The organism is Streptomyces sp. NPDC005485, assembly GCF_040606085.1.
Classification (GTDB): Bacteria; Actinomycetota; Actinomycetes; order Streptomycetales; family Streptomycetaceae; genus Streptomyces.
The window spans coordinates 1-15,926 of record NZ_JBEXDZ010000198.1; the positions used below are offsets into that span (position 1 = coordinate 1).

Below are 15,926 nucleotides of genomic sequence, written 5' to 3' on the forward strand. Positions count from 1 at the left end.
CAGCCGTCGGCGGCCGCGGCCGCGGCGGGAGTGCGGCACGTCGACGAGGGTGGGGGCGTCGGGGGCGGGGCGGGGTGCGGGGGGTGTGCCGTGGCTCAGCAGGGCGAGGAGTTCGTCCGGGGTCGGCCGGGATTTCGGGTGCTTCTGCAGGCACAGCTCGACGAAGGGGCGCAACTCGTCGGGCAGGCCTTCGAGTTGAGGCTCTCCGTCGACGACCCGGACGGCTGTCTCGTAGGGGCTGGGGCTGTCGAAGGGGCCGCGTCCGGTGGCGGCGAAGGCGACGACCGCGCCGAGGGAGAAGATGTCGGCGGCCGGGCCGACCTCCTGCGGGGAGGAGAACTGCTCGGGGGACATGAAGGGCGGGGTGCCCATCACGCGCCCGGTCTGGGTGAGGGCGTCGGCGACGCCGAACTCCGCGGCACGCGAGATGCCGAAGTCGATGACGCGGGGCCCGTCGTCGGCGAGCATCACGTTGGCCGGTTTCAGGTCGCGGTGGACCACTCCGGCGCGGTGGATGTCGCGCAGCGCCTCCGCCAGGCCCGCGGCGAGGTCGCGCAGCCGGTCCAGGGGCAGCGGCCCGTGGTCGCGTATGTGGGTGCCGAGGTTCTCGGCCGGTATGTAGAGCGTGGCCATCCAGGGACGCGGCGCGTCGGCGTCCGCGTCCACCACGGGGGCGGTGAAGGCGCCGCTGACCTGGCGGGCGGCGGCCACTTCACGGCTGAAGCGGGTACGGAACTCGTCGTCGTCGGCGTACTGCCCGTGGACGACCTTGATCGCCAGGGGGCGGCCGGAGGCGGAGCGGGCGAGATAGACGACACCCATGCCGCCGGATCCGAGGCGGTCCTCGATGGGGTAACCGCCCACTTCCGACGGATCCGAGTCCCGCAGCCCCATCCTCGTACGCCCCCGTTCAGAATCCTCCGACGCCGGGCGACGAGCGTATACGCCCCGTTCACTCGGAAGCCGTCCGCGGCTTTCAGGAGCCGCCGGAAGCCGCCAAGTGCCGTCAGAAGCTGATCGAGTTGATGGTCTCCGCTATCGAGTCGAGGAACCGTTGGATGGACGGAGCCATACCGGTCGAGGCGAGGAAGAAACCGAAGAGCACCGCGACAACGGCGGGCCCCGCCTTGATCGACCCTCCTCGGATCAACACCACCAGGATGATCGCCAACAGCAGTACCACTGACAGCGAAATGGCCACAACTGATCACACCCTACGGTCGGTCCGCTCTCCCGGCCCGGAGGTGCAACCCCGCACACCCCCGCCAGGACCATCGTGCCACCAACACGGCTTCGGTATGCGGCGGGTGAGGCATCGTCGGCCACGAACCTGCGGGCCGGGCGCACCGGCGACCCCGCCGGGGGCGCGAACAGCCGCCCCCCGTACAGCAATTCGAGGCCTTCTTCCCATGGCGGCGCCGGGAGAACTCACAGGAATTTCAGAAGGAACGTTTCCATGTCCACACATCCTGTTCGCAGGGAATTCGAATTGTTGCCACAGGCACATCGACGACCCTTCAAGTGGGCCAATAAAGGCCAAAGAACCGGACATTTCACCAGAGTCGCCCGCGCATGTTATGCACCATTTAGTCAGGATGAAAGCGGACAGAAAGGTCACACGCAGAGGTCGCTGTGTCGACAGATCCACCTGCGAACCAGCATGCAGAGTTCACCAAATCCCGGGTACTCGCAGGCGATAAGCAGGAAAGACGCAGAAGTCACGTCGAGGGTTTTACGAAGACGCATAGACAACGCTAGGGTGCCTCAGATGTTCCACGCTGCCTTGTCCCCCGCATCAGCAGCGAGGTCCCGGATCGTCTCACCGAGCTCCTGGTGGGAGGGTCTGTGACGAACTCGCTCCGACCGTACGGCCAACACCGAGCGCCGCTCCCCCCGGCACAGCAGCCGGCCGACGGAGTGCCGAGTCCGCGCTCATCGCAGCAGACGAAGACCCCGCACACGGCCGGCGACACCGCGGCGGCCCCGGGCGGCAAGCCCGCGAAACAGCGTGACGCGTTCTTCGACAACGCCAAGTACCTGGCCATCGTGCTGGTGGCCATGGGGCACGCCTGGGAGCCCCTGAAGGGCGACAGCCGCGTCCTCGAAGCGATGTACACCGTCGTGTACGCCTTCCACATGCCGGCGTTCATCATCATCTCCGGCTACTTCTCGCGCAGCTTCGACATGCGCCCCGACCGGCTCAAGCGGCTGGTCACCGGTGTCGCGGTGCCCTACGTGCTCTTCGAGACCGCGTACTCCCTCTTCAAGCGCTGGGGCGCGCCGGACCCGAACCATCCGATCAGCCTGCTCGACCCCTGGTACCTCACCTGGTTCCTGGTCGCCCTCTTCGTCTGGCGGCTGACCACCCCGCTGTGGAAGGTCGTGCGCCGACCGCTGCCGCTCGCGCTCGGCATCGCCGTGCTCGCGTCCGTCTCGCCCGACATAGGAGCCGAACTGGACCTGCAGCGCGTGCTGCAGTTCCTGCCGTTCTTCGTGCTGGGCCTGGTCATGAAGCCCGAGCACTTCCAACTGGTGCGCCGCCGCGAGGTCCGCATCCTCTCGGTGCCGGTCTTCGCCGCCGCGCTGGCCGTCGGCTGGTGGGCGGTGCCGCGGATGAACACGGCGTGGTTCTACCACCGTGACGCCGCGCAGGACCTCGGCGCCCCGTGGTGGGCCGGCGCGGTCATGACGCTCGCCCTCTTCGGCTGCTCGCTGGTGCTCACCGCGTGCTTCTTCTCCTGGGTGCCGCGCCGTACGTTCTGGTTCACGGCGCTCGGCGCGGGCACGCTGTACGGCTACCTGCTGCACGGCTTCCTGGTGAAGGCCGCCGACTTCTGGGGCTGGTTCGAGCACCCGTGGCTGCACACGCCGCTCGGCACGGTCACCGTGACGCTCCTGTTCGGCGCGGCCGTCACCGTGCTGTGCACCGCACCGGTCCGGCGGGTCTTCCGCTTCTCGATGGAGCCCAGGATGGACTGGGCGTTCAAACGGGACGCGACGGAACTGGCCCGCGACCGGGCGAGGGTGAAGGCATAACCCCTGCCGGAGACCACCTCTGGACAGCGCTGAATATCGCCGACCACCGCCGACCAGCGGTGGTCGGCGCCGTTCAGGGCGCGAGCCCCAGCAGGGCCCGCATCGCCGCGTACTTCTTCGTCAGCCGGGCCCGGGTGTGCTCGTCCAGGACCGCGAGCCGGGCCGGGTCGGCGTTGTGGGCGAGGTCGGACGCCTTGACCAGGAGGGCGCCCGAGGTGGTGCGGATGCGTTGCGCGTACGCCCCCGGGGACTCCCCCTCGCGCTTGGTGAGCGCCAGCACGATGTCCTTCGTACGCCGGGTCAGCGCGGCCTCGCGCAGCCAGTCCTCTGAGAGGGCGTCGTCCTCGACCGCGTCGTGCAGCCAGGCCGCGGCGATCTGCTCGTCGTCGCCGCCGCGGACGCGCACACCGTCCGCCACGGCCTGGAGGTGCTCGGCGTACGGGCGGCCCGCCTTGTCGGTCTGCCCGGCGTGCGCCGCGCGCGCGAGGGTTTCGACTTCGGCCAGGGTCAGGAGAGTGGGGGTCACTCCCCCAGTGTCTCCCCGCGCAGCGCCGCCCGGGCCGGGAGGGTGACCGCGGTCACGCCGAGCAGGACGATCGCCGCGGCGAACGCGCCGTACAACAGGGGCGGAATGTACGGTCCCTGCCCGGTCAGCCCCTTCGTCATCGGCACGAGGGTGGCCAGCGCGATGGCGGTGCCGAGTGCGATTCCGGCGAGGGCGACCAGCAGTGCCTCCCAGCGGACCATGCGCAGGACCTGGCGGCGGGTGGAGCCGATCAGACGGAGCGTGTCCAGTTCGCGGCGGCGGTCGAGGACGGTCATCACCAGGGTGTTGGCGGCAGCGACGGCCGCGAACCCGCCGAGGACGGCCGCCATGACGGTGTTCGCCCAGGCGTTGAGTTCCCGGTCGAGGGACTGGGCGGCGGTGTAGTCGCCGGGCCCCTGGACCGTGCCCAGCGCCGACAGGTCGGCCGCCGTGCCGCCCTTCGTCCAGATCTCGGTGTCGAAGGACGAGGTGACGTGGGCGTTCAAGTCGGCGCGACCCAGCGTGACCTGGGCAAGTCCGAGGCCCCTGCCGTACGTCGCCACGACCCTCGGGGTCGCCTTGGTGCCGTCGGGCAGGCGGAGCTTCAGGCGGTCGCCGACCTTCACATGGGTGTTGCCGGCGAGCGAGGCGTCGAGCGCGACCTCACCGCGCCCGAGGGACAGCGTGCCGTGCCGTACGTCCAGGTCCTGGACGGCGGCGAAGTCCTTCGCGGATCCCGTGACGCCCTGCGCGGAGGCCGACTCCAGCGAGCCGCCCACCGGGATCAGCACCGACGTACGCAACAGGCCCACGGCGGAGGTGACTTCGGGCATGCGGGCGGCGCGGTCCACCGCGTCCGGGGCGAGGCCCGCGTCCGAGGTGACGATGTGGTCGGCCACGACGCCGTCCCGCTGCTGCTCCTGCGTGACCCGTTCCTCGCTGGTGTGCAGGAAGACGAGCACGGAGGAGAAGGCCATCGCGAGGACGATCGGGGTGATCGCCGAGGCCAGCCGGCGGGAGTTCGTACGGGAGTTGGCCACCGCGAGCGACGCCGAGGCACCGGCTCCGCGCAACGGGAGCCCGAACAGGGCGGCGCAGACACGCGCGATGAACGGACCGAGCAGCGCGACGGCCAGCATGAAGAGCATCACGATGCCGAGCGCGGTGTTGGCCGCGTCGTCACCGCTGAGCGAGGCGGCGAGGCCCGCGCAGACGAACCCGCCGGCCGCCGCCGCGATCCCCAGCGGCGTACGGATCCAGCCGGGGCGCAGCCGCTCCACGGTCGCCTCGCCGATCGCCTGGCCCGGCCGGATGCGGGAGCTGCGGTGGGCCGCCATGTAGCCGGCGAACAGGGCGGTGAGGAGGACGGCGCCCATGGCGGAGACCACCGGGATGTACGACACCGACAGCTCCACGGCGCCTGGAACCGCGCCCTTGTCCTGGAGCTGCCCGAACCACCAGCGGGCCAGGGCGATGCCGGGCAGGCAGCCCAGCGCTCCCGCCAGGGGTGCGACGAGCAGGGCCTCGGTGGCGATGGTGCGGCGGATCTGCCGCGGGGTGGTGCCGATCGCGCGCAGCAGCGCGAACTCGCGGGAGCGCTGGCCGACGGAGAGCGCGACGGTGCCGGCCGCGGTGAAGACGGCCACCATCGTGGCGACACCACCGAAGGAGCCGCCGAGTCCGGTGAGCACTTCCTTCGCCTCGGCGAGCGAGGCGTCCTCGACGGCGCCGCGGTCGTCGCCGGTGTGGACCTCGGCCCGACCCCCGAGGGCGTGCGCCACCTGAGACTTTAGGGTCTCGGGGCGGGTGCCGTCCTTGGGCAGTACGGCGATCGCGTCGATCTTTCCGGGGTGCCCCGAGACACGTACGGCTTCGGTGTCGGCGAACCAGGCGGTGGGCTGCCCGGGGTTGTCGACGGTGCCGGAGACACGGAAGGTGCGCGGGCCGTCGGCGGTGGTGAGGGTCACGCGGTCGCCGGTCCTGGCGCCCGCGGAGAGGACCACTTCGCCCTCGGCCGGGGCGCGGCCCGTCGCGGGCCGTTCGCCGGTGAACGCCGTGGAGCCCCAGCCGTGCGCGGTGAGGGCGCCGTGCGGGCCCCGCACGGGGAAGGTGACGTCGGCGACCGCCGTGCGTGCTCCGGGGACGGCGGCGGCCTTCGCGACCAGGGAGTCGTCCAGGCGGGCCCGGTCGGGCACCGGGGCGCCCTCGTCCTCGCGGTCCTCGCCGTGGCCCGTGATGTAGGCGGCGTGCTGGTCGGCGGCGGCCACCACCGGCGCGCCCGCGTAGCGCTGGGGCGGCACGGACGCCCGTATGCCCGTCTCCAGGAGGATGCCGCACGCCGAGACGATCAGCGCGGCCATCATGAGCGCGACGAACGTGCCCACGAAGCCCGCGGGCCGGAAGCGGACGGCGGCGCGGGCCAGGCCGTTGGGCAGCAGCATCAGGCGGCCGCTCCCGCGAAGGACGGCGCCGTGAGCGCCGTCATGCGGGCCGCGATCTGCTGGGCCGAGCCGCGTTCCAGGCGGTCGGCGATGGAGCCGTCGGCGAGGAACAGCACCCGGTCCGCCCAGGCGGCGGCCGCCGGGTCGTGGGTGACCATCACGACGGTGGACCCGAGGGTGTCCACCGCGTGCCGGAGCAGGCCGAGGATCTCGGCGGCGGTGGTCGTGTCGAGGGCGCCGGTCGGCTCGTCCGCGAAGACGACGTCGGGGCGGGCGACCAGGGCGCGGGCGATCGCGACGCGCTGCTGCTGGCCGCCGGAGAGCTGGCCGGGGCGGCGGCGGGCCTTGTCGGCGAGGCCGACCCGGGCGAGGACCTCGGCGGCGCGGCGGCGGTCGGGACGGTGGCCGGCCAGCCGCATCGGGAGCAGCACGTTCTGCTCGACGGTGAGCGAAGGGAGCAGGTTGAAGGCCTGGAAGACGAAGCCGAGGCGGGTGCGGCGCAGTACCGTCAGCTTCTTCTCGCTCAGGCCGGTGATCTCCGTGCCGCCGAGGCGGACGGTGCCGGCGGTCGGGCGGTCGAGGCCGGCCGCGCACTGCAGGAACGTGGACTTGCCGGAGCCCGAGGGGCCCATGACGGCGGTGAACGTGCCGCGCGCGAGGGCGAGGTCGATGCCGCGCAGAGCGTGCACGGCGGCGCCGCCCCGGCCGTAGCGGCGCGTCACGCCGTGCAGTTCGACGGCCAGGTCGCCGCGAGGGTCCGCGTTCGCGCCCACGCCCACGTCACTGTCGCGGTGGCGCTTCTTCCGCAGGCCCATGGGGTCCGCCCTTCCGTCGCGTTCGAGTGCGGTGGTGTCCGGTGAGGTCCGGTGTCTCGAACGTACGGATTCGGGGGGTGCGGAGGCCATGAGGGGGGCTGCCGGATCGGGGCGGGGGAAAACCCCACCCCGGGGGGCCGGGACGAGGCTCGGGGGTGCTCGTCCTCAGAGGGCGGACGGGCTGACGACGGCGCCCTCGCGGCAGATCAGCAGGAGGGCGCGGTCGTCGTTGACGTCCCTCGCGACCGCCTCGATGAGGTGCCAGGCGGCGCCGTGGAAGCCGCCGGCGACATAGCGGTCGGCTTCGCCGGTGAGGCGGTCGATGCCCTCGACGATGTCGCGCTCGGAGGTCTCGACGAGACCGTCGGTGAAGAGCATGAGGACGTCACCCGGGCGCAGGGAGCCCTTGACGGGGTCGAACTGGGCGCCGTCGTACACACCGAGGAGCGGGCCCTCGGCCGTCTTCTCCTCCCAGCGGCCGGTGCCCGCGCTGAGCTGAAGGCCCGGCGGGTGGCCTGCGGAGAAGATCTCGTAGTCGCCGGAGTCCAGGTCGAGGACGAGGTGGATGGAGGTCGCGAAGCCCTCGTCCCAGTCCTGGCGCAGGAGGTAGCCGTTGGCGGCGGGCAGGAACGCGTGCGGGGGCAGCGAGCCGAGGAGGCCGCCGAAGGCGCCGGACAGCAGCAGGGCGCGCGAGCCCGCGTCCATGCCCTTGCCCGACACGTCGGTGAGGACGACTTCGAGGGTGCGGCCGCCGTTGGTCCGGGCGGCCACCACGAAGTCACCGGAGAAGGACTGCCCGCCCGCGGGGCGCAGCGCCATCTCCCGGTGCCAACCCAGCGGCAGTTTCGGCAGCTTGCTCTGGACCCGGATGCGTTCGCGCAGGTCGAAGAGCATGGTGCCGCCGCGCCGCCAGGGGACGCCCACCCGGCTGCGGAACTGGGCGATCAGCAGCCCGAAGAAGCCGCATGCCGCGACCACCAGGACCACGCCCGGCGTGACCCGGGCCGGGCCCTCCGTGTACGGGCCGAGCTTCACCGACTCCACGATCAGCGCGGTCGCCGCGGCGGCGTAGAGACCGAGCAGGCTGGCGGGGCGCAGGAGCAGACCGCCCGCGACGATCGGCAGGACCAGGGCGGAGGGCGCGCACCAGACGGAATTGACGAGCGTGGTGGCCGCGATCAGCGGAATCGTCAGCAGCAGACCGGCCAGTGCGATCCAGTCCGAGCCGTCCCCGCGGAAGTAGTCGACGGCGGATCTGCGCAGGCCGGTGCGGGCCCGGTGCCACTGCTTCTTCAACCGGGCCGTGAACGTCTCGGCCGCCGCGCGCCGCTCTCGTCCTGCTGCCATTGTTGGGGACCCTATCCATCGGACCAGGTGCTTGGCACGGGAGGTCCCACTTGTCCCCCGTCCGAGCGCTCAACTTCACAGAGAACCTCACGCACGGCGCGCTCGGGCGGCCGTGGGGAAATTCCCTGGCTCGTACCGCATTGCCCTGGTAGGCATGGCGCATGGCGACTGAGTTGCGGGTTCTGCGGCAGGCCGACTGGAACGCTTGGTACGACATCCTGATCCGTGCCTTCGGCGGGGTGCCGGAACCGTCCGAGGAGCGCGAACTGTGGGATGCGCTCACAGAGTACGACCGTTCCCTGGGTGCCTGGGACGGCGATCAGTGCGTGGGCACCGCCGGCGCGTTCACGTTCAAGGTCACCGTGCCGGGCGGCGCCTCGGTGCCCGCGGCGGGCATCACGATGGTGAGCGTGTCGGGTACGCACCGGCGGCGCGGCCTGCTGACCGCGATGATGCGGCGCCAGTTGGACGACGTCCGCGGCTGGGGCGAGCCGCTGGCGGTGCTGACGGCGTCGGAGCCGGAGATCTACGGGCGGTTCGGGTACGGCATCGGGACGCACCAGCTCCATGCGGAGATCGACACGGGCCGCGTGCGACTGTCCGTGCCACCCGGCACCGATGACGTACGTCTGCGGTACGCCGCCCCGGGGGACGTCCTGGACGCCTGCGAGGCGGTCTACGCGCGCGTGGTGCCGACCCGCCCGGGCATGCTGGCGCGCCGGCCCGGCTGGGAGCGCGTGGGGGTGCTCGATCCGGAGAGCGGGCGGGACGGGGCCTCGCCGTTGCAGTGCGTGGTCGCCGAGCGGGGCACCCAGACGGTCGGGTACGCGCGGTTCCGGGTCAAGCCGGAGTGGGGGCCGGCCGGGCACAACGGGTCTGTGGTCGTTGAGGACTTGGAGGGCCTCGACCCGGCGGCGCGGGCCGCGCTGTGGCGGTTCCTCTTCGACCTGGACCTGACGTCCACGCTGCGCACGCGCGGCCGGCCCGCGGACGAGGGCCTGCTCCACATGGTGTCCGACATCCGCCGCTGCGCCGTGCGGATGAAGGACGGGCTGCACGTGCGTCTCGTCGAGGTCGGCGCCGCGCTTGAGGCTCGGACGTATCAGGCGCCGGTGGACGTCGTGTTCGAGGTGGAGGACGACTTCTGCCCCTGGAACGCGGGGCGTTGGCGGCTCACCGGGGACGCCAAGGGCGCGTCGTGCGTGCGTACCGAGGACGCGGCCGATCTGGCGCTGTCCGTACGGGAGTTGGGGTCGGCGTATCTCGGCGGCACGTCTCTCGTGGCGCTCGCGGCGGCCGGGCGGGTGCGGGAGCTGCGCCAGGGCGCGCTGGCGGAGGCGTCGTTGGCGTTCACGTCGGCGGTCGCACCCTGGCTGCCGCACGGGTTCTAGACGGCCGGTCGGACAACTGGTCCCGGAGCTAGGGGTTCCGGGGCTACGGGTTCCGGAGGCGGCGCCCGGTCACCGCTGCTGGCAGGACGGGCACCAGAAGAGGTTGCGGGCGGCGAGATCGGCGGTGCGGATCTCGCCGCCACAGATGTGGCAGGGCAGGTTCGCCCTGCGGTACACGTACACCTCGCCGCCGTGGTCGTCCTTGCGCGGCGGGCGGCCCATCGCCTCCGGCTCGTGCTCGGGGCGGACGGTGTCGATGCGGTTGTTGCGGACACCCTCGCGCATCAGGGCCGCGAGGTCGGCCCAGATCGCGTCCCACTCGGCGCGGCTGACGTCCTTGCCCGCACGGTACGGGTCGATGCCGTGCCGGAAGAGGACCTCGGCGCGGTAGACGTTGCCGACGCCCGCGATGACCTTCTGGTCCATCAGCAGGGCGGCGATCGTCGTACGGCTGCGGGAGATCCGGTGGTACGCCGTCGCCGGGTCCGCGTCCGGGCGCAGCGGGTCGGGGCCGAGGCGGGCGTGTATGGCCTGCTTCTCGGCGTCCGTGATCAGGGCGCAGGTGGTGGGGCCGCGCAGGTCGACGTACGCGGTGGGGTTCGCGAGGCGGAGGCGGACGGTGTCCGTGGGGGGCGGGGGCGGGGCCGCGCCGAAGTTCACCTTGCCGAAGAGGCCGAGGTGGATGTGGACCCAGTCGCTCTCGCGGAAGCCGAGGAAGAGGTGCTTGCCGTGGGCGTCGGCGCCGGCCAGTGGGGCGCCGTCCAGGAGGGCTGCGGCGTCCGCGAACTTGCCCTGCGGGCTGGTGACGCGGGTGGGTGTGCCGGTGAACCCGGCGGCGTAGTCCTTGGCCAGGCGGTGAATCGTGTGCCCCTCGGGCACGGGGTCCTCCTGTGCGGTTCGGTGGGCGGAGCGGACTTTTCTCGCCCCCTCCGCCCCTGCCCTTCCCGTGGTCCTGGGGGCTGCGCCCCCTCTCCCCCTGCATCGCGCTTCGCGCTCGTCCTCAAACGCCGGACGGGCTGGGAGACGCCGGACGGGCTGAGAACCCCCGCCGCTTGGCGCGGGCTACTGAGCCTGCTGCGGGTGGTGCGCCGGGATCGGCGGGAGGTCGCCCGTTGTCTCGTAGGCCGCGAGCATGTCGATGCGGCGGATGTGGCGCTCGTCACCGGAGAACGGGGTGGCGAGGAAGGTCTCGACGAACTTGGTCGCCTCGTCCTCGGTGTGCATACGGGCACCCACGGCGACGACGTTGGCGTTGTTGTGCTGGCGGCCGAGGGACGCGGTCTCCTCGCTCCAGGCGAGGGCGGCACGGACGCCCTTCACCTTGTTCGCGGCGATCTGCTCGCCGTTGCCGGAGCCGCCGATCACGATGCCCAGAGCCTCGGGATCGGCCGCCGTCCGCTCCGCGGCGCGGAGGCAGAACGGCGGGTAGTCGTCCTGGGCGTCATAGATGTGGGGCCCGCAGTCGACGGGCTCGTGGCCGGCGGCCTTGAGCCACTCGACGAGGTGGTTCTTGAGTTCGAGACCGGCATGATCGGAGCCGAGATACACGCGCATGGGATGAGTGTGACACGGCTGTTTCGGGGCAGCAGTGCCGGGGGCGCGAGGCGAAAAGTCTGAGCAATCCTACAGAACCTCAGGAAAACCTCAAGTAACGATCTGGAATCAAAGGTTCACGAATTCCTTTGCCTCCGATTCACTGGTCCGACCCGTACGCCGCCCGTACGGGAGACCGCTCACCCGGCGCAAAGGAATCCCCTCATGACTTCGCAGCCGACCCCGACCAAGGCCGGGGAACCCGGCTCCGGTCTCCAGGCCGGACTCAAGAACCGTCACCTCTCGATGATCGCCATCGGTGGGGTGATCGGAGCCGGACTCTTCGTCGGTTCCAGCACCGGTATCGCCACCGCGGGCCCCGGCATCCTCCTTTCGTACGCCCTCGTCGGCACGCTCGTGGTGCTGGTGATGCGGATGCTCGGTGAGATGTCCGCCGCGAACCCGACCTCGGGCTCCTTCTCGGCACACGCCGACCGCGCGCTCGGCCGCTGGGCCGGGTTCTCGATCGGCTGGCTCTACTGGTTCTTCTGGGTCGTCGTACTCGCCGTGGAGGCGACCGCCGGCGCCAAGATCCTCGAAGGGTGGATCCCCGCCGTTCCCCAGTGGGGCTGGGCCCTCATCGTGATGATCGTCCTCACCGCCACCAACCTCGTCTCCGTCGGCTCCTACGGCGAGTTCGAGTTCTGGTTCGCCGGGATCAAGGTCGTGGCGATCGGCGCGTTCATCGTCATCGGCGGGCTCGCCATCTTCGGCGTGCTCCCGGGCGTCGACGCCGAGAAGGCCAGTTTCAGCAACCTGACGGACCACGGCGGCTTCCTCCCCAACGGCCCCGGCGCGATCCTCACCGGTGTGCTCCTGGTCGTCTTCTCCTTCATGGGCAGCGAGATCGCCACGCTCGCGGCAGGCGAGTCCGAGAACCCGCAGCGCGCCGTCACCAAGTCGACCAACAGCATCATCTGGCGCATCGGGATCTTCTACCTCGGCTCGATCCTCGTCGTGGTCTCGCTGCTGCCGTGGGACGACAAGGCGATCGCGAAGGACGGCTCGTACGTCGCCGCCCTCGGCTCCCTCGGCATCCCGCACGCCGACCAGATCATGAAGTTCATCGTGCTGACGTCCGTGCTGTCCTGTCTCAACTCCGGGCTCTACACGGCCTCCCGCATGGCCTTCTCGCTCGGGGAGCGCGGGGACGCGCCCAAGTCGTTCTCCAGGACCACCTCGCGGGGTGTGCCGATGGCCGCCATCCTCGCCTCGGTCGTCTTCGGCTTCGTCGCCGTCTTCCTCAACTACCTGTCCCCGGACAAGATCTTCCTCTTCCTCGTCAACTCCTCCGGTGCGGTGGCCCTGTTCGTGTGGCTGGTCATCTGCTTCTCGCAGCTGCGGATGCGGAAGATCATCCAGCGCGAGTCGCCGGAGAAGCTGATCGTGAAGATGTGGCTGTACCCGTATCTGACCTGGGCGACGGCCGCGCTGATCGTCTTCGTCCTCGGCTACATGCTGACCGACACCGAGGGCGCGAGCAGCGGCCGGACAACCGTCCTGCTGTCGCTGCTGGTCGCCGGGGTCGTGCTGGTGATCGCCTTCGTACGCCAGCGGTACGGCAGCGACCAGACGGCCGTGCAAGGCGATGCGGTCGCGCCGCGTGACGAGGTGCAGGCCGAGGTCGGCGCCTGAGCGGTGACCTGATGTGAGATGACCCGAGGGGCCCGGCGGCAGTCACCGCCGGGCCCCTCTGCGCGTCACAGGGGCGTGAACGTCTTCTTGACCTGCTCGTAGACCGGAAGCGCGGTGGCCTCCGTGTCCGGGCGGTACCAGGTGCTGATCTCGTACGACGTGCTGCCGCTTCGGAAGCCGAGCAGGCGGGCGTGCCAGTACTTGCCCTTGGCCGTGACGTAGTACTCCCAGACGACCGCCGGAGCACCGCGGAACGTCGTGTTCTCCAGGCGGACCCGCTGGTAGTCGAGCCCCTTGCTGGTCTGGTTCCTCTCCTTTATCCGCCACTGCTCCAGCAGGTCACCGCTGGCCTCGTTCGCGTTGGCCAGGATCTCCTGCTTGCGGTCGGGCGAGGCGTAGTGCACCTCGACGGCGCTGACCATGTTCCGCGTCCAGCCCTTGGGCGGGACCCAGGCGTACATCCCGCCCTCCTTGCGCGATCCCGGCGGTGCACTGACCAGGGTGCTGGGCGGACGCGAGGTCCCTTCGACGGTGGGCGAGGGGGACCCCGAGCTGCCGGTCCGCCCGGTCGAGGCGGACGCCGACGAGCCCGAGGACGAGGAGGAGTTGTCCTTGTCGTCGGGCGATCCCCCCGTCGCGGCGATCACGACCCAGACGAGGGCTCCGGCGACGACCACTCCCCCCGCGGCGGCGAAGCCCCTGCGGCGCCGGCTCCCACGGGGGCCGGACGGCACGGCGGGGCCCAGGGCGTCGTCCGGGGGGCGGGGCCGGGGCGACGACAGCAGGGGTTCGGTCGGCACGTCCGCCCTGGGGAGGGGGGAAGGCGTCTCGGAGCGGACTTCGAGGCTCCGCTCAGGGGCGACCTCGGTGGACGCGTTGGCGGCCTCGGCGGGGGGTGCGACCACGCCTTCGGGGGTGGGGGCGTGGTGGTTGCTCTCGGGGGTGAAGGTGGGGATGGGCGCGGGATTCTGTTCGGAGGCAGGTGCTTCTGGTGCCGGTTCCTCGGTGACCGGTGGGTGCCACCAGGTCGGCGTGCGCTGAGGCGGTGCGGCGTCGTGTGCCGGTTCCGAGCGCCTCGGATCCACGGCGCCGACCCGGCCGTTCGGGGTCGTGGGGGACTCGGGCGGAGACGGCGGCAGCTGTTGTCGGCCGGGGAGGCGTGCGGCGCGTACGAGGGGGGCGTCCAGGAGGGCGGGAGTGGGGGACGGTTCGTGCTGCGCTCCCCCGGGCTCGGAATTCGGTGGTCCCAGGTACTCCGGTTCCGGTTCCGGCGCCGGTGGGGACGGGGGTGTCGGCGTCGGTGGAGGCGGGGGTGTCGGCGTCGGTGGGGGCGCCGGGAACGCGATCGGCTCCAGGGCTGTGGCCACCTCCGCCAGGCCGGGGCGGACCGCCGGTTCCTTCTCCAGCAGGGCGGCCAGGATGTCGTGCAGCTCGCCTGCCACGGCCGGCAGTTCGGGCTCCTCGTACAGCACGGCGTGCAAGGTCGCGAGCGTCGTGTCGCGGGAGAACGGGGAGCGTCCGCCGAGAGCCGCGCACAGGGTCGCGCCCAGGGACCAGACGTCGGACGGCGGGCCCTGCGGGCGTCCCGAGATGCGCTCCGGCGCCATGTAGTCGGGCGAGCCGACGAGCATGCCGACCATGGTGAGGGCCTTCGCGTCCTGGATCGCGGCGATGCCGAAGTCGGTGAGGACGACGCGGTGGCCGCCCCGTTCGACCAGGACGTTGCCCGGCTTGATGTCACGGTGCAGTACGCCCCCGGCGTGCACCTGGCGCAGCGCGGCGACGAGTCCGAGCCCGATGCGCGCCGCCTCACGGATGCCGAGCGGACCGTCCTCGATGACGATCTGTTCGAGCGAACGTCCGGCGACCAGCTCCATGACGATCCACAGCCGCTCGCCCTCGTCCACGACGTCGTACACCCGCACGACGTTGGGGTGGTCGATCCGGGCGGTGGCCCTGGCCTCGCGCAGCGTGCGTTCCCGGCGCGTGCGGGTGTCCTCCGGGTCCAGCCCGTCTATCCGCATTTCCTTGACGGCCACCTGGCGGTCGAGCATGTGATCGGTGGCCCGCCACACCCGCCCCATTCCCCCCTGGCCGATGCTTTCGTCCAGCCGATAGCGACCCGTCACCAGTAATCCTGGAACACCGCCATGCGTACTTCCCGGCAATCCCCTGCACCCCCTCAACTGCCGTCACACCAGAAACACCTGATCGAATTTCACGTTGTACCAGCTCGGAAACACTTGGTCACACTTCATGCCGTACCAGCATAGTGCGGAGAAATCTTGTGGTACCTCTTCAAGTACTGCGAATTCAGGCGCAGTCCAGGGGTGGGACGCAAGGGGGACGAACATGAGTTCTCGTCATACGACGGCCGTCGCGGGATCGCTGCTCGCGGCATCTTTCTCGGTGGTGATGATCCTTCCCTTCACCGCCGCGGCGGATGACCAGGGACCGGGAAGCAGCAAGGGGGGAAAGGTCATTGACGAGGCACCGGACGGCGTCAAGCTGACCACTCTGCTGCCCGAGAAGATCTCGGTCGACAACGGTTCGAAGGAAACGTCGATCACCGCCACGGTAAAGAACGAAGGGACGAAGGACAGCGGAAAGATCAGGCTTGTCGTCGCCGGTTTCGACGGCCTGACGGTCAAGAGCGTCGAGGGCTGCTCCGCGATTGCGAAAAAGGATCTGCCCAAGGGCTCGAACAGCGCTTTCAGTTGTGACGTCGGAAACCTTGCGGCCGGCAAGTCGAAGTCGTACGACATCGGCGCGACCTTCGACCTGAGCAAGACCGGAAAGATCTGTCTTCCGGTCCAGGACAGTGACGGTAAGAAGACGTTCTGGCAGCAGGGCCCGGTTCCCTTCGGCACGAACAAGCCGACGCCGAACGCGCCCACCACACCGCTGCTGCTCGGTACGGACAACGAGCCGGTCGGCCCCGTCGGCGACGAACTGCCCAAGACCGGTGTCGGGAGCCGGCTCCTGCCGTTCGGCGCGGCCGGGGCGACGCTGATCTCCGCGGGAGCGGTGGGCCTGTGGTGGACCCGCCGGAACCCTCAGCAGAAGGCCTCGTAAGAGGTACGGCAGCCAGGCGACGCCCCCCCCGCCCGCACCCCCGGGGCGTCGCCCGGAGTCCGCCACG

Annotated in this window: 13 protein-coding genes; 4 read left to right on the top strand and 9 right to left on the bottom strand. The window is 71.0% G+C overall.

The annotated features are described in order from the left end of the window. Positions 1 to 894, bottom strand: an 894-nt coding sequence (locus tag ABZS97_RS39140; protein ID WP_356146546.1) for a serine/threonine-protein kinase, incomplete at its 3' end; no start/stop codon positions are given. Between the two features lie 112 nt (positions 895 to 1,006). Then, positions 1,007 to 1,201, bottom strand: coding sequence for a hypothetical protein (locus tag ABZS97_RS39145; RefSeq protein WP_327428706.1), 195 nt, complete (start codon positions 1,199 to 1,201; stop codon positions 1,007 to 1,009). Positions 1,202 to 1,845: 644 nt separating this feature from the next. Here ABZS97_RS39145 and ABZS97_RS39150 point away from each other — a divergent pair. Next, the gene (locus tag ABZS97_RS39150) at positions 1,846 to 3,036 is read left to right on the top strand and encodes an acyltransferase family protein (RefSeq protein WP_356146549.1); all 1,191 of its coding nucleotides are present in this window, start codon (positions 1,846 to 1,848) and stop codon (positions 3,034 to 3,036) included. A 73-nt stretch (positions 3,037 to 3,109) separates the two neighbouring features. Here the strand turns inward: ABZS97_RS39150 and ABZS97_RS39155 are convergent, their stop codons facing one another. The 4 genes from ABZS97_RS39155 to ABZS97_RS39170 form a co-directional block, all read right to left on the bottom strand. Continuing rightward, the gene (locus ABZS97_RS39155) at positions 3,110 to 3,562 is read right to left on the bottom strand and encodes an HD domain-containing protein (protein WP_356146552.1); all 453 of its coding nucleotides are present in this window, start codon (positions 3,560 to 3,562) and stop codon (positions 3,110 to 3,112) included. Beyond that, positions 3,559 to 6,003, bottom strand: coding sequence for an FtsX-like permease family protein (locus ABZS97_RS39160; RefSeq protein WP_356146557.1), 2,445 nt, complete (start codon positions 6,001 to 6,003; stop codon positions 3,559 to 3,561). The genes ABZS97_RS39155 and ABZS97_RS39160 overlap by 4 nt, the downstream gene beginning before the upstream one ends. Next, positions 6,003 to 6,818: an ABC transporter ATP-binding protein gene (locus tag ABZS97_RS39165; protein WP_356146560.1), complete on the bottom strand. Its 816-nt coding sequence runs from the start codon at positions 6,816 to 6,818 to the stop codon at positions 6,003 to 6,005. Before ABZS97_RS39165 ends, ABZS97_RS39160 begins: the two co-directional genes overlap by 1 nt. Positions 6,819 to 6,983: 165 nt before the next feature. Continuing rightward, a complete protein-coding gene (locus ABZS97_RS39170; protein ID WP_356146564.1) occupies positions 6,984 to 8,165 on the bottom strand; it encodes a PP2C family protein-serine/threonine phosphatase in 1,182 nt (393 codons plus the stop codon). 161 nt (positions 8,166 to 8,326) lie between these two features. On the opposite strand from ABZS97_RS39170, the gene ABZS97_RS39175 reads away from it, so the two are divergent. Next, entirely contained in the window at positions 8,327 to 9,556 is a 1,230-nt protein-coding gene (locus ABZS97_RS39175) for a GNAT family N-acetyltransferase (RefSeq protein ID WP_356146567.1), read from the top strand. 69 nt (positions 9,557 to 9,625) lie between these two features. On the opposite strand, the gene ABZS97_RS39180 is transcribed toward ABZS97_RS39175, so the two are convergent. After that, a complete protein-coding gene (locus ABZS97_RS39180) occupies positions 9,626 to 10,435 on the bottom strand; it encodes a DNA-formamidopyrimidine glycosylase family protein (RefSeq protein WP_356146572.1) in 810 nt (269 codons plus the stop codon). A 183-nt stretch (positions 10,436 to 10,618) separates the two neighbouring features. Continuing rightward, positions 10,619 to 11,110, bottom strand: a complete 492-nt coding sequence (locus tag ABZS97_RS39185) for a ribose-5-phosphate isomerase (protein WP_356146577.1) — start codon at positions 11,108 to 11,110, stop codon at positions 10,619 to 10,621. 204 nt (positions 11,111 to 11,314) lie between these two features. On the opposite strand from ABZS97_RS39185, the gene ABZS97_RS39190 reads away from it, so the two are divergent. Continuing rightward, entirely contained in the window at positions 11,315 to 12,784 is a 1,470-nt protein-coding gene (locus ABZS97_RS39190; protein WP_356146582.1) for an amino acid permease, read from the top strand. Positions 12,785 to 12,849: 65 nt separating this feature from the next. Here the strand turns inward: ABZS97_RS39190 and ABZS97_RS39195 are convergent, their stop codons facing one another. Beyond that, a complete protein-coding gene (locus tag ABZS97_RS39195; protein WP_356146588.1) occupies positions 12,850 to 14,913 on the bottom strand; it encodes a protein kinase in 2,064 nt (687 codons plus the stop codon). Positions 14,914 to 15,136: 223 nt separating this feature from the next. Between ABZS97_RS39195 and ABZS97_RS39200 the strand changes: the two genes are divergently transcribed. Further along, positions 15,137 to 15,859: an LPXTG cell wall anchor domain-containing protein gene (locus ABZS97_RS39200; protein WP_356146591.1), complete on the top strand. Its 723-nt coding sequence runs from the start codon at positions 15,137 to 15,139 to the stop codon at positions 15,857 to 15,859. Positions 15,860 to 15,926: the final 67 nt, after the last annotated feature.

Bases quoted from the DNA above. Each gene is read 5' to 3' on its own strand.
- ABZS97_RS39165 (WP_356146560.1), bottom strand. From the start codon at position 6,818: ATGGGCCTGCGGAAGAAGCGCCACCGCGACAGTGACGTGGGCGTGGGC.
- ABZS97_RS39175 (WP_356146567.1), top strand. From the start codon at position 8,327: ATGGCGACTGAGTTGCGGGTTCTGCGGCAGGCCGACTGGAACGCTTGG.
- ABZS97_RS39170 (WP_356146564.1), bottom strand. From the start codon at position 8,165: ATGGCAGCAGGACGAGAGCGGCGCGCGGCGGCCGAGACGTTCACGGCC.
- ABZS97_RS39200 (WP_356146591.1), top strand. From the start codon at position 15,137: ATGAGTTCTCGTCATACGACGGCCGTCGCGGGATCGCTGCTCGCGGCA.
- ABZS97_RS39160 (WP_356146557.1), bottom strand. From the start codon at position 6,003: ATGCTGCTGCCCAACGGCCTGGCCCGCGCCGCCGTCCGCTTCCGGCCC.
- ABZS97_RS39185 (WP_356146577.1), bottom strand. From the start codon at position 11,110: ATGCGCGTGTATCTCGGCTCCGATCATGCCGGTCTCGAACTCAAGAAC.
- ABZS97_RS39190 (WP_356146582.1), top strand. From the start codon at position 11,315: ATGACTTCGCAGCCGACCCCGACCAAGGCCGGGGAACCCGGCTCCGGT.